The 13,470-nt window shown below is 36.5% G+C and carries 14 protein-coding genes; all 14 read right to left on the bottom strand.

Annotated features, from left to right (window positions below; genetic code table 11):
• Positions 1-299 precede the first annotated feature (299 nt).
• On the bottom strand, positions 300-497 hold the full coding sequence (locus tag MHH86_RS29075) for a cold shock domain-containing protein (RefSeq protein WP_019915069.1): 198 nt from the start codon (positions 495-497) through the stop codon (positions 300-302).
• A 259-nt stretch (positions 498-756) separates the two neighbouring features.
• A complete protein-coding gene (locus MHH86_RS29080) occupies positions 757-1,941 on the bottom strand; it encodes a methyltransferase domain-containing protein (protein ID WP_143766081.1) in 1,185 nt (394 codons plus the stop codon).
• A 69-nt stretch (positions 1,942-2,010) separates the two neighbouring features.
• A complete protein-coding gene (locus MHH86_RS29085; protein ID WP_076316165.1) occupies positions 2,011-3,744 on the bottom strand; it encodes a glycosyltransferase in 1,734 nt (577 codons plus the stop codon).
• 13 nt (positions 3,745-3,757) lie between these two features.
• Positions 3,758-5,692 carry a glycosyltransferase family 2 protein gene (locus MHH86_RS29090; protein ID WP_076144651.1) on the bottom strand — a complete coding sequence of 645 codons (1,935 nt, stop codon included), beginning with the start codon at positions 5,690-5,692 and terminating at the stop codon, positions 3,758-3,760.
• Between the two features lie 20 nt (positions 5,693-5,712).
• Positions 5,713-6,051, bottom strand: a complete 339-nt coding sequence (locus MHH86_RS29095; protein WP_076144649.1) for a hypothetical protein — start codon at positions 6,049-6,051, stop codon at positions 5,713-5,715.
• The gene (fliS, locus tag MHH86_RS29100) at positions 6,051-6,440 is read right to left on the bottom strand and encodes a flagellar export chaperone FliS (protein ID WP_076144647.1); all 390 of its coding nucleotides are present in this window, start codon (positions 6,438-6,440) and stop codon (positions 6,051-6,053) included. Before fliS ends, MHH86_RS29095 begins: the two co-directional genes overlap by 1 nt.
• A 27-nt stretch (positions 6,441-6,467) precedes the next feature.
• Positions 6,468-8,171 (bottom strand): flagellar filament capping protein FliD, encoded by a 1,704-nt coding sequence (fliD, locus tag MHH86_RS29105; RefSeq protein ID WP_076144646.1) that lies wholly within the window; start codon positions 8,169-8,171, stop codon positions 6,468-6,470.
• 12 nt (positions 8,172-8,183) lie between these two features.
• Positions 8,184-8,561, bottom strand: a complete 378-nt coding sequence (locus MHH86_RS29110; protein ID WP_076144644.1) for a flagellar protein FlaG — start codon at positions 8,559-8,561, stop codon at positions 8,184-8,186.
• Positions 8,562-8,714: 153 nt separating this feature from the next.
• Positions 8,715-9,485 (bottom strand): flagellin, encoded by a 771-nt coding sequence (locus MHH86_RS29115; RefSeq protein ID WP_076144643.1) that lies wholly within the window; start codon positions 9,483-9,485, stop codon positions 8,715-8,717.
• 186 nt (positions 9,486-9,671) lie between these two features.
• Entirely contained in the window at positions 9,672-9,896 is a 225-nt protein-coding gene (gene csrA / locus MHH86_RS29120) for a carbon storage regulator CsrA (protein WP_076144641.1), read from the bottom strand.
• Positions 9,896-10,345, bottom strand: coding sequence for a flagellar assembly protein FliW (fliW, locus tag MHH86_RS29125; protein ID WP_076144640.1), 450 nt, complete (start codon positions 10,343-10,345; stop codon positions 9,896-9,898). Before fliW ends, csrA begins: the two co-directional genes overlap by 1 nt.
• 94 nt (positions 10,346-10,439) lie before the next feature.
• Complete coding sequence (gene flgL / locus MHH86_RS29130; protein ID WP_076144638.1) at positions 10,440-11,348, bottom strand: flagellar hook-associated protein FlgL; 909 nt, start codon at positions 11,346-11,348, stop codon at positions 10,440-10,442.
• Positions 11,349-11,369: 21 nt separating this feature from the next.
• Positions 11,370-12,953, bottom strand: coding sequence for a flagellar hook-associated protein FlgK (gene flgK / locus MHH86_RS29135; protein WP_076144636.1), 1,584 nt, complete (start codon positions 12,951-12,953; stop codon positions 11,370-11,372).
• Between the two features lie 16 nt (positions 12,954-12,969).
• A complete protein-coding gene (locus tag MHH86_RS29140) occupies positions 12,970-13,470 on the bottom strand; it encodes a flagellar protein FlgN (RefSeq protein WP_076144635.1) in 501 nt (166 codons plus the stop codon).

The raw sequence follows: 13,470 nt of genomic DNA on the forward strand, positions 1-13,470 counted from the left end.
AATTGTTTTGATAGCTTAGGCTATATTGAATTTCTTCGTGAATGTAGTAACCTAGGCTAACATAGTGTGTGTCGAGGTAAGATAAACAGCTCAACGTATATCTATTACCCACCTTTTGCAGAGTTCTAACATTTTCCATAAAATGAATTTACAAAACAGGCTATTTTCTTTACTAGGATTGGCTATACTAGACACATATGAACGCACAAAAAAAGGATCTTGGAAGATTCCAAGATCCCTGCTAGCGCTGTCTAAATTGCTAACCATCTACTTATATGTAGTTCGGCTTCGCCGGATGATTATAATTTGATTACGTTAGCTGCTTGTGGTCCACGTGCACCTTCAACGATATCGAATTCTACGGATTGACCTTCATCCAATGTCTTGAAACCATCAGTTTGAATCGCGGAAAAGTGTACGAATACGTCGCCACCGTCTGCAGTCTCGATAAAACCATAACCTTTTTCTGCGTTAAACCATTTTACTTTACCTTCCATTGATTAAACATTCCCTTCGTCATCAGATGAACGTGAGTCTTGCTCACAATTCGACTATACCACCGTAACTTCTTTATTGTCAATTGGAAAAGAAAATGTTTACATTCAATAATTTACCACGTAAAATAAACTATTAAATTTTCCATAAACAAGAAATAGATGCGGTACAATGATCAAAAAAAGGAGCAGACGGTATTTAATACCCGTCTACTCCTATAGTGAAACAGAGATGAACAATTTTATTGTTACTTTAAAATCTCTACTTTTTCTTCTTTCTGCATACCGCAACTAAATACATAGGTTCCGCATCTTTAATTTCCCCCAAAGGCATCAATGCAGAACCATGGGGGATTGAATTAGGATAAGATAAATTATTAATATTTAGTTGTCTTACCTCTCGCATAATTTTTGAATAATAATTCATATTATCATTTGTAAAATTCTGACCATATATTTCAATTAAATCATATTCTTTCAATAATTCTCCGACAAATTCTGAAACTCCATATTCGAATCGATGATGTGGATTTAAAGGTTGCTCTACGTAATACGTCCCGGGGTTTGTTATTTTCCTATTAGGAGTGGAGACCAAAAATATCCCTTCATCCTTCAGAATTCTAGCCGACTCTTTTATCCAGTTTGCTCCTGAATCTATATGTTCAATTGTTTCAAATGAAACAATTACATCAACACTCCGATCTCCCATATTCAGCTTATTCACATCCCCATACATATAACTGATATTGTTTTCAGCATATACTTTCCGAGCATTTTCTAAGCTTTCATTATCAATATCAACCCCAGTAACATGCGTGGCTCCCGCTTGTTGAAGCATCTTAGAGCCGTATCCCGCCCCACATGCTGCATCTAACACTAGTTTGTTATTTACATATTTACAAGCTAATTCATATCTCTGCAGATGTTCTTCCATTATACTATTGTAATTTTCTTTCACATGTTGATTTATCACTAACCGCTCTCCTGTAAAGAAGACATCATTCTGCTCTAGCGTTACAATATCTTCAGATATGCTCTTTTTAGGTTTATAGAGAGAAGCGAGTCTAGCCTCTATTTCCCTGACTTCTTTACTAGGATTGATTATTTTTCTAATATATTGAAGTGCTAATTCTGTCTCCCCGAAAATATCTAATATCTCACTTAAGTTGATTAAAGTATCCGTTTGTAATGGATCGTAATCCAAGGCAAGCTGAAGAGTAGGTATAACATTCTCATAAATGCCACAGTTAAAAAAACCAACTGCCAGCATATTAGTAATATCGATTTTATTTTCAATTTTTTCAGAAATCATTGTGAATATTTCACTTAATGGAACATTATCTATTTTAACTCTATTAATTAATAGCTGAATATTTTCTTCAACATTTTGAAACCCATCAATTTCTTTTAACAATAACAAATTACTTTTCTCCTGCTGTATATCCATCGGAATCACCCTTCTCTACCCTCTTCAGCTAAATCGTGGTCTAACTAGATTGAAAAACAAAAAACTTTACTAACAAATCACTTCAACTAGTTGCTTATAAAGTCCCAAGTCCAATTTTTTAAGTAGTAACATATATTCCTGTGCAAGTTCTGTTTCCCCCACGTACTGAAGAAAGTATGAAAGATTATAAAGTACCTCGCTGTTTTTCTCATCTAGTTCACGTGCTTCTTCGAAAAAAGGGATTACATTTTTAATCATTCCGTGTTCAAAATTAATTACTGCGAGCGAGTTAAGGAATTTAACACGTTCTTCTATAGTAAATCGATTTCGTTTACTGAGGTTTATAATATCCTCAGTTGAATAATTCATTGCACTTTTCCATATTTTCTCACCATTATCTTGATTGTCAATAACAAACTGCAAAAAGTCATTTAAATCGTCATTACTCGCACTGATTATATATTGATATATTTTATACTGCTGTATTATATGTTGCGGGCATATTTGTGTTAACTGCTGATAAAACAGTTCTTCTTCTTCTGACAGATTAATGGTAGTTCCTTCAATTACAATATTACTGTATCCCTGTTCATTTAACATATCTTGTATCGATTGATATGTGAAGAACCTTAAATGTGTTCGATCCATAATCCCTGCATCTTCATACTTCCATTCACCTTTTGCAATTAAATTCCTCATAACACTTACATGCATCACATTCGGAACACTAATTAATAGTTTTCCATCCTTTTTAAGAATCCTTTTCAACTTATTCACAATTGTCCAAGGATTGACCAAATGTTCAAGTACATCAGCTAATATAATATAATCAAAGAACTCGTCATTAAAAGGCAGGTCATTATTTTCAATATTTATTGAATACACTTCGCAAATCAACGCTGCAACTTCTGCTGCATACTCATTTAATTCGATACCGTATAGGTTGCTTTGTTTATATTTATTTTTGATTTCTAGAAGAGCACCTCCGCAAGCACAGCCAATGTCAAGGATATTCAACTCTTTATCTAATGGCTCTTGGATGAAGTTAATAATCTCTCTACGTAGATTTTGAGAATATAAAGGATTAAAACCCCACTTATTTTCATATTTCTTAGCGTTAGTGATCATCAAATTCTTATATTTCAACAATTCTTCTTTAAAACTCACGCTCCCATAATGATGAATAAAAGTATCCTTACACAAAAGTAATTTATATCCCGCTTTTCGAATTCTCAAGCTATAATCGTCATCTTCAAAATTTCCCGGAAAGAACATTTCGTCAAGAAGTCCTAGTTCGTTAATCACTTGCTTTTTGATCAACATGCAGAATCCGACAAGTTTCAATCTTTCATCCCATAAGTTACTGTCAAAAATATTATGTTTCTTCGCGAATCTATGCATTTCTTCTATAGAAGCATAGTCTACAGGAATCTCTTGTCCATACGAACAATTATTTGTAACACAACTTACAGCCCCTACTTTTTCATCACTATAAAGCGCTTTTAACAAATTAGATAGCCAATTCTTAGTAACAATAGTATCATTGTTCAGCAATAAAATTTCCGAGCCCGTCGCTATCTTAATACCAGCATTACAGCCACCTGGGAAGCCCAGATTATCTTTATTTAAGATAGTAATTATATCTGCCTGCTCTTGAAGCCAATCTATCGTTCCATCTACTGAATTATTATCAACAATAATAATTTCGTAATCCTCTTTATTTGTATATTTACGGATACTTTCAACACATTTCACAGTATATTCTAGTTTATTATAGGTCAGTATTATTATGCTAGTTTTCAATTCCACACATCCTTCATCCAAGCTTTCTTATTTCAATTGCTTTTTTAACAAATGAAATATCTTTAAATTGCGGATATCTTTCCTGGAACATTATTGAATATTTATCTTTATTTTCAATATCGGCATTTTTAATAACATTATAATACAGATGTCTTTTCTTCGGATCCATTTCTAATGCCATTGCTAAAAATTCAAAGGCCTCTTCCTGCAAATTATGATTGGATTGATAAAACCCTAAATTTTCGCAACTTAGAACGTTTAGCTGTTGCTTAGAAAAAAGAATAGAGTAGTATTTCATTGCCGCTTCCATCATGTTGATGTTGTAAAAGTAATTTGCAAGCATATTAAGTAACTCAGGATGTTGAACTTTTATAACAAACTGGTCAAACATCTCGTATCTTTGTAACATAAACAAGTCTTTAGCAATTAAAAACAGTTCATTACTATACAGATTTAACTCAACTTCTAACTCCTCTTCTCTAAGATATTGAATTAATAGCTGATTGACCTGCATAAACTCTGAGGAAACAGTAGCTAATACATCTGTATTTCGCCATATAACTGAACCTACAGCTAATTGTAGCCAGGTATTTAACTCGTTGCTATCCAATACTTCCGGAACGTTTATCTGCTTCATCCATTCCGAGGCATTATCATCAATAAGAGCAAATCTTGCTAACTCCTGCGATTTAAAAGGAATGTCAATACTAATTATTTTTTTGTATTGATCTACTAGTTCTTTTTTCCCTAGCGCTAATGTTATCTTCAATAGGAATAACACATCTGCTTGTTCCCCACAATCATAATTACTATTTAGGAAATCAAGAATTGCGTCCACATGTTCATTGTGACATAACCACTCCAACAACTTAATCGCAGTGTTGGCGTCTTTTTTATTAATTTGTAGTAATTTTGAGAACCAGTGGATGGCTTCATTATTTCTGTTCAATTTAAATAGCAAACTCATTAATTGAGTAGCTGGTATATTAAAGCCAAACTCAGGATTCATAAGCCATACTTCTGAAGACTCTCTTGCGTTTAGTTCTGCTCTTTCGAAAGCTTCTTTGTATGATAGTAATGCTTCTTCATAAAATCCTAATGTTTCATAATGATACCCCTTCATACTATGATATTCTGGGTAGTTGCGGTATTTTACAAATTTTGACTCAATTAAATTCCATGAGAGGTTAAGTTTGTCCATTTTCAAATAAAGACCGCTTAAGGCCAATAAACTGTACGGATACCATGACGCATTTTGAGGGGCACTCTTAATTGCTATTTCATAGCACTCCAAAGCCTTATCTTCGTCTTTAGCGAAAACATATTGATTACCCATTGTGAAATAATCATAGGCGCTCATTTCCCCATTTTTGTGCATTCTTCTGAATATATCCATATTTCTTTTGTGTTTATTTTTCTCTAGAACTGTCTGTTCCTGATATCCAGTGTGCTCTATAGTCAAACTCAATCTTTTATTGAGAAGTTCTCCAGTTTCGTTGGTTAACTGCTCATGAATAGGATTCATAAATCGAATTCCCATATGATTAGGAAACAAACGAGTGATAGGGGCTGTTGTAATTCCTTTATTAGCTCCATCATGGTTTACCACAATTATAGAATATGCAACATTCTTAGAGGGAACCTCTGTATCTAAGAATGTTCTCCATTCCGCCAACTGATTTACTGATAAATATTCATCCGCATCGAGTACTAATATCCATCTTCCCTCAGCATATTTCAAAGATTCGTTACGAGCAATTGAAAAGTCATCACACCACTTAAAGTCATAGATCTTATCTGTAAATTGATGCGCAATCTCTTTAGTATTATCCATTGAACCAGTGTCTACGATTATAATCTCATCTGCTAGCTCTTTTATACTATTCAAACATCTTGTTAAAATATCCTCCTCATTCTTAACAATCATGCAGACACTAAGAAGCTTCATGTTCCCCCGCCTTTAAATAATTAATTCTTCCGATCAAACAGTATACTTTCAGATACATAACTTGAGCCATAAGCTGTTTTTTGCTCTTTAATAGTTCCTTGTTTTAGTAACCAATCGCTAGCATCTAATTTTAAGATATTCATTTTATGAATAATAGTTGCATCGTAAGCATTCAATTTGGATAACCTTTGTTTTGCTTCCCAAGGTAATTCCTCTTTATATCTCTCTAGTAGCTTAATCAATTGAAATCGCTCTTCAGAAAATTCCTCTAATTGCTGATAAGTAACCGTGTTTATATTATTAACTACATCTATAGTTATACGTTCTAGCTCATCTATATAATTATTGAACGCTTGCATTACACAAGTCCTACTTTACTATTACTCAGTGACTTGTTGGCCGTATCCCACGCCTCACGTAAGTCTATCAAATAGTTTAGTACTTCAGTAGCCGTCGCTTTTTCCTTATTTATATTTGCCTTTATTAATTGATGAATCATGTATTCATATACACTATGAAGAGTATTTGATATTTCATAATCAAAGTTCAATGCTGCGATCAGTTCATGAATAACCCCCTGTGCCTTTCCCAAGTAAGTATTCGTTTTTTGAACATCCTTTTCTTCTATTCCTGAAATTCCAACTCGAATAAATCGAATAGCTCCATCATATAGCATCAGTAACAATTGCGCAGGTGAAGCAGTCTGTAATTGCGTCTGCTGGTATTTCTGATATGCTTGGTTAATCAAATTCATTCTCTCCTTTATACTTATACTCTAGGATAACATGCTAGTTAAACTAGAAGATGCGCTATTATATTTGTTAATAGCTGTTTCCATAGCTGAAAATTGTTTGTAATAACGGGTCTCAAGAAGGGTCAGACGTCTATTCATTTCTGATATCCGTGTATCTAAGCTATTAATCTGGTCACCCATTTGGCTTTTCACAAGAAAAGCAGTTGTCAGTTCACTGCTGTATTTAGAGGTTCCTGCTTTATCAGACAATGAAGTCAATGCGATGTTATCAATTTTTTTCAATCTACTAAAGATACCGTCGGACGATGTATAGTTAGTTGTAGATGAATTATCCGTTCGTCCAAAGAGTGCGTAAGCATTCTCCGGGTTAGCTTGGAGTGCATCTCTTAGCTTAGTTTCATCGATAATAAGTTTTCCTTTTTCACTATAGTTCCCGGTTGTTATGCCTAATTTGGTAATATTAAACTTACTTCCATCCGGCATGAGAACATCAGTCATAAGAGCAGCTCTCATATCACCGATCGTCTTGTCCACAATTGAATCGCTTTTCAGCATTCCACTTTTTGCTTTTGATTCCCAAAGTTTAATCTCATCTTCACTCATATCTGCCCTCTGCTCGGTAGTTAGTGGCAAATATTTCCTATATCGTTCTTCTGATGTTTTCTGATTCAACGTCGATAATGTTGCATTGTATGCTTCAACAAAGGATTGTATGGTCTCTACCAACTTGTCTACATCCTGAGTTACTGAAACTTGAGACGTCTGTCCTGTGGGTGTCACTCCAGTAGCTGTAATTGTGACCCCATTTACTGTAAAGGTATTAGAGGACTGTTTGGTTTCCAAACCGTTAATTGTTACTAAAGCATCCGTACCAAGTGTTTTAGTGGAGGTTGGGCCAAAAATATTAGTTAACAAACCACCACTAGTTGTTATATCTGTATTTCCGGTAGCGTTATTAGATAAAGACAATTTTCCTGAAGTCGCATCGTAGATCGCGGTTACTCCAGCTTTACTGCTGTTTATCTTAGTAACGAATGAAGTTATAGTGTCTGTATCTTCGACGAGAATTTCTATTCCATTGATTAATACTTTATCTGTCCCAGCATAAATTTTCGAAAGTGGTGTAGAACCTCCTGCAAATAAATTATCTAACAATTCACCACTTACTTCTACATCAGCACTCCCGGTGGTCTTATCAGCAAAAGACAACTTTCCTGTAGTGTTATCAAATCTCGCAGTAACTCCAGCTGCACTATTATTAATCTTAGTAACCAAAGAAGATATAGTGTCTGTACCTTCGAAATTAATTTGGGTCCCATTAACCGTGATACTGGTCTCAGAACCACTATAAACGCTAGAAAGTGAAGTTTCGGAAGCATTATTGCTGATTTTTGAAGATAAAGTTGTCGTAGCAGATGCCAAGCTCTGTATACTAATATTCATATTGCTGTTAGTAGCTGCTCCAGAGGCAGTAGCTGTTACATTTGAAGCACCAGTAACAGTAGCTTTCTTGGAATTAATTGAACTACTTAGACTGAATTTCGACAATTTTTCATTAAGACTAACCAAAGTCGTACTTACTTGACGGTACCCCTCACGTTTCCATTCCGTTAACTGCTTCTGCTGGTTTAACTTGTTTAGAGGACTTTTAGATGCTGTCATTAGATTTTTGACCATTGTATCAATATCCATCCCTGATGCTAGTCCACCAATTCTAATTGTCATACGAACCACTCCTTAGGCTTTTTCATCAAATAGAAGACCATTTAGCTCCATCATGTTAGCAGCAACATCTAATAGCTTCTCAGATGGGATTTCACGTATTAGATCACCAGTATTTTTATCAAACACCTTAACCATTATTGCTTTAGTATCCTTATGCACAGAAATCTCAAAAGCCTTTTCAGGCCCTTGAACCGCTCGGATTATTTTATCCAGCTGCTTAATGATCTGTTGTGTGCTACCATCTAATTGATTAATATTTTCGATTGGGGTGATCTTTGAGCTGCTATTCACTGGAGAAACGATAGTTTGTTCAATACCACTCTTTACCGATGACATATTTCCGCCCCCCATAGCAGGCATCCGGCTACCTGGAGTTATTATATTATCCATAGAGTGCTCCTCCTCAAAATTTTATACAAATTATTATGTATGCCGTATTCAGGATTGTTACTCTTTATATCGGAAAAACAGAAAGGTTTATGAAGAAGAAAAAAGAAAAGAGGCCTTGAAATTCCAAGGCCTCTTTGAAGAAAAAACTTAATATTAACGAAGTACAGACAAGATACCTTGTGGTGCAGAGTTTGCTTGAGCCAACATGGATTGCGATGCTTGCAGCAAGATGTTGTTCTTGGAAAGTTGAACCATTTCCTTAGCCATATCTGTATCACGGATACGGGATTCAGCAGCTGTAAGGTTTTCAACAGTAGTACCCAAGTTGTTAGAAGTATACTCAAGACGGTTTTGAACAGCACCAAGCTTAGCGCGTTCTGTTGATACCGCTTTAATGGAAGTTTCAATATCAGCAAGAGTTTTTGTGGAATCCAATGAAGTGAAGGATGTTGTTGTAATACTTGCAATCGTAATTGTGCTTGTAGCTTTATCGTTTACAGTGATTGCTGCACCTTCAGTAATAGTGATTCCGTTGAAAGTTGTTTTAGTCATGATTTCATCAATTTGCTTACCCAATTGATCCAATTCTTGACCAATATTAGCTTTATCTTCAGCACTATAAGTACCACTGGAATCTTGAACATTCAGTTCTTTCATACGAGTTAGCATGGAGGATACTTCGTTCATCGCACCTTCAGCAGTTTGTACGAATGAGATCCCATCCTGAGCGTTACGTTGAGCTTGTTCCAAACCACGGATTTGACCGCGCATGGATTCGGAGATGGACAAACCAGCAGCATCGTCAGCTGCACGATTGATGCGTAGACCGGAAGACAATTTCTCCATGTTTTTGCTAGTTGCAGTTGTGTTAAGACCCAAGTTACGGTGAGTGTTTAAGGCCGGTACGTTATGGTTGATAATCATTTAATATTTCCTCCCTGAAATGGTTTTATTCCCACATCCATGTGGTGTCAGCGTCTTCACAGGTCGGCCGCCCTGAAGAATTACCGCTCTAATTTATATATCGACTTTACAAGTACATTTGTTTAGAGTTTTTTCTCAAATTGTTTGATTTTTTTACAACCATTTATTTTATGATTAATGTTATTCTTATTTATCCATTTCTAACATCGCTTTTTCAATCGCTTCTGGGTCCATCACAGCACTTTGATTATTCTGCTCAATTGCATCGAAAATTTCTTTTCGATAAATATCAACATTTCTAGGAGCCGATATCCCAATCTTCATAACATCTCCTTCTATAGAAAGGACTGTAACGATAATGTCATTCTGAATAATTATGGACTCACCTTTTTTACGTGTAAGCACCAACATTAGAAATCACCGCCTTCGTAACCATTTTTAGGTATCCTCCATAAAGGGTGCTTTGTGGTATACGATGTATTTTGCAGTATAATTTGCTTCCCTTTATTATTTCCATTATTCAGAATCAGAGGTGCCAACAAATTTGCTGTTGTCTTCTGCCTGTCACTATGCCATGTAACAATACAGCGAATGGTAACATCTTCTCGGTTCTCTACTCCGATCTCATTGATAATATCTTCTGGCAGAATAAACTCATAGTCCTGAACAAAATCAAAAGGGTTGACCGTAATAAAATTAGCAGCAGGGTGATCAATTGAACTTAATAAACTAAACAATTCATTATGCTCCACTAGCCTATATTCCTTCAAATCTTCAAAACCAGGTAGTCCTTTTGGGAACAAGTATACTGGCACTATAGTTTCCAGCGTCACGTTCTGTTCTGTATAGTCTGGTGTCATTTCATTATCCTCCTAGAAATAATAAGAATACTAACAAAAGAAGCTATGGACTGCTTTGTCCATAGCTTCTCATTACCTTTTCAAAGAATCAAGTCTAGCTCATGAAATCCATCAGTGAAGGTTGCAATATTTGAGCAGATGATTTTAAAGCCGATTCATAAATGGTTTGTGCAGTTGTCGCTTGAATCATCAGACTAGCAATATCTGCATCCTCTGTCTTAGACTGCAACTTCGTTAAGTTTAGCTCCCGGTCATCCAGTCGAGATTGGACCAGCTCAACACGATTTGTGCGTGCCCCTACTTCAGATAGGGATGCCAGCATCTTTAATGATCTAGATTCAATCTTACTGGATTGAGCTGCAACATTTGTATAATCACTGTTACCTAGGGCAGTAATCAGATCGTCTATTATTTTAAATGCATTATCGCTGTCAGTCGAACTTCCGAAGAATTCACTACCGTAAGTATTAACCTGAAATGTCGATTGATCTCCAACGGCGTATTTAACTGCTCCCTGATCTGTATCAATTTGAGAGAAGCTAGTTACAGTACCAGAAAGCTGATATGGAATTTGATCATAATTTTGTCCATTAAAAATGTATTTACCCCGAATTTGGCTATTACCGATATTTCCGAGTTGTTCTTTCAATTGCTCGACCTCAAGCTTGACAGCATCCAAAGCGGATTGAGGAGCAGTTTCACTTGACCCCAATACAGTAAGCTCCTTTAAACGCTTCATGACATCATTAGCTTGTTGCATCGTTGTATCCGTGTAATCCAGCCAACTTACAGCAGAATCCGTATTGCTCTTGTACTGTTCATTGGAGGCAAGTTCTGCTCTATAACGAAGAGAATAAGTAACTCCAACCGGATCATCGGAAGGCTTGTTGATCTTACGTCCGGTAGAAATTTGATTTTCCATTTTACTCATGTTGCTATAGTTTCTGTTCAAGTTGCTGAGCGTCTGCATACTCATCATACCTTGGGTAACTCGAACTGACATCACATTTCACCCTTTCCTAATTTAAAGACCTACACGCCCAGTGCCATTAATTAATTTATTTAGCAGTTCATCAAAAGTGGTCATGAATCTGGAAGCTGCACTATATGCATGTTGAAATTTAATCAGATCAGTCATTTCTTCATCCAGTGATACACCGCTTATCGATTGTCTGCTCAATTCTACTTGCTCGGTTAATTGCTGTGCATTACTGGATTGGCGTTCTGCTTCTTGAGTCTGAACCCCCATTTTCCCTACAATAGCACTGAAGAAATCATCAACTGAACCCTTTGTAGACAATGCGTTACCAAAATCGAATTTCGCAGTCTTTAATCCCGCCATCGCCAAAGCCATATCATTATTTCCAACCACTACCTTCTCATTTGACGTCCCAACGCCTGTTACACGCATAGATGTAGATATTTTATTCGCATCATTTTGAATAAGTGGGTTCAAAGTAATATTGCCAGAAGTAATTGCTCCGCCATCCTTAGATGTAAAGAGCGGTAATCCTTTCTCAGGCGTAGTACCACTAACCGTATAACCAAGTTGAAGCAACCCATTAATTCCTTTAACCGTTACTGTGGTATCAGCTGTTAGGGTTCTGTTATTATTTGAATTGGAATAAGTAACTGCGGTTCCGTTCGCCCCAGTATTCAGAACAGTACCATCAGGAAGCACAGATCCAGCCGGTAGTGTTATTTCAATATCCCCATTAGCCAGTGTGTTTGCCAATTGATCAATCTCAGATTGATAGTTTGCTACGTACGTATCCTTTGACATTAATAGCCCAAATACTTCACCGCCTGTAAGCGCTCCGCCATCATATGCCGATTTCAAGCTTTCTGCCGACATGGTTACCGTTACTTGATTGCCTGAAACGGCTAATTGTCCACCTAAAGTAACTTGATAGCCATCACTGAGCTGAGTTACTTGAACATTGGCTATTTTGGAAAGCTTATCTATAGCTAGATCACGTTGATCGCGAAGATCATTCGGATTCTCACCCAGACCTTCCAATTTTGTAATACTATTATTAAGATCAGCTACAGTCTGTAAAAGAGAGTTCGCCTCTGATGCCTTTAACGCAATGCTATTTGTTAAATCAGAATTTAAAGCATTTAACTGTGTGCTCATTTGATTCATTGCATCCGTGAGAGCTTTTGTAGTCTCACTGACAATCTTACGGTTTGTGATATTCTCAGGGTCCTGGCTCAAATCGGACCAGGCGTTCCAGAAATTATCCAACACTTTGCGCAGCCCTGTATCAGATGGCTCATTGATAAGTGCTTCAAGCTTCTCCAACGTGTCAAACCGTACACTCCAGCTGCCGTAATTTGAGTTTTCATTTCGATATTGGTCATCCAAATAACTCTGTCTTACCCGCTCAATCGAATTAAACTCAACGCCTGTACCCATTTGACCAGCTGCTGTTGATCGCAAGAAGCCGTAAGCTTCCATAGGAAGAGATGCTTGCATTTTAACAATTTGTCTGGAATAACCCTCTGTGTTTGCATTGGCGATATTATGTCCTGTCGTGTTCAATGCCACTGTTTGTGTGTTAAGGCTTCTCTTGGCGGTTTCTATACTATGAAATGTTGAGACCATCTTCTATTCCTCCAAATTAGGCTCGAGTATCAAAAAGCCCAGAGCGCTGTGCTCCAACCGTTTTTTCTGCCGGATGATGATATGTGGCTTCTGATTCTGAGTAATAAGACATGCTTTCTATCGAAAAATCTATATAAGAGAGTGCCTGTTGAAGTAACTGCTGGTTCAGTGTATTAGCATCCTTCAGCTTCTGCAATGTACCTGATAACTTGTGCTGTGACTGTTGTAGTTTCTGCTTTTCTTCAAGATCAAACACAAGCCTAGACAACTCTGTCAAATTCAGATTTAGGTTGGAACGGATCCCAATATCCCGCAAAAAGACATAGGTAGCTTGCTTACGTTCTTCTTCAAGGTGCTCAATGAGCTTCACAAATTTGGACTCTTTATTAAGGATTTGAATAAGTACTTCAACCTTATTTTCTTTGATAGCTTGTTTCTTGTCTGCGGCCAGATCCAGCATTTGAACATGCACTCCATCTAGCCGCTCCAATAGTTCTATTAATGTCGTCAATGCCAT

This window comes from Paenibacillus sp. FSL F4-0097, from assembly GCF_038593125.1.
GTDB lineage: Bacteria > Bacillota > Bacilli > Paenibacillales > Paenibacillaceae > Paenibacillus_AQ > Paenibacillus_AQ odorifer.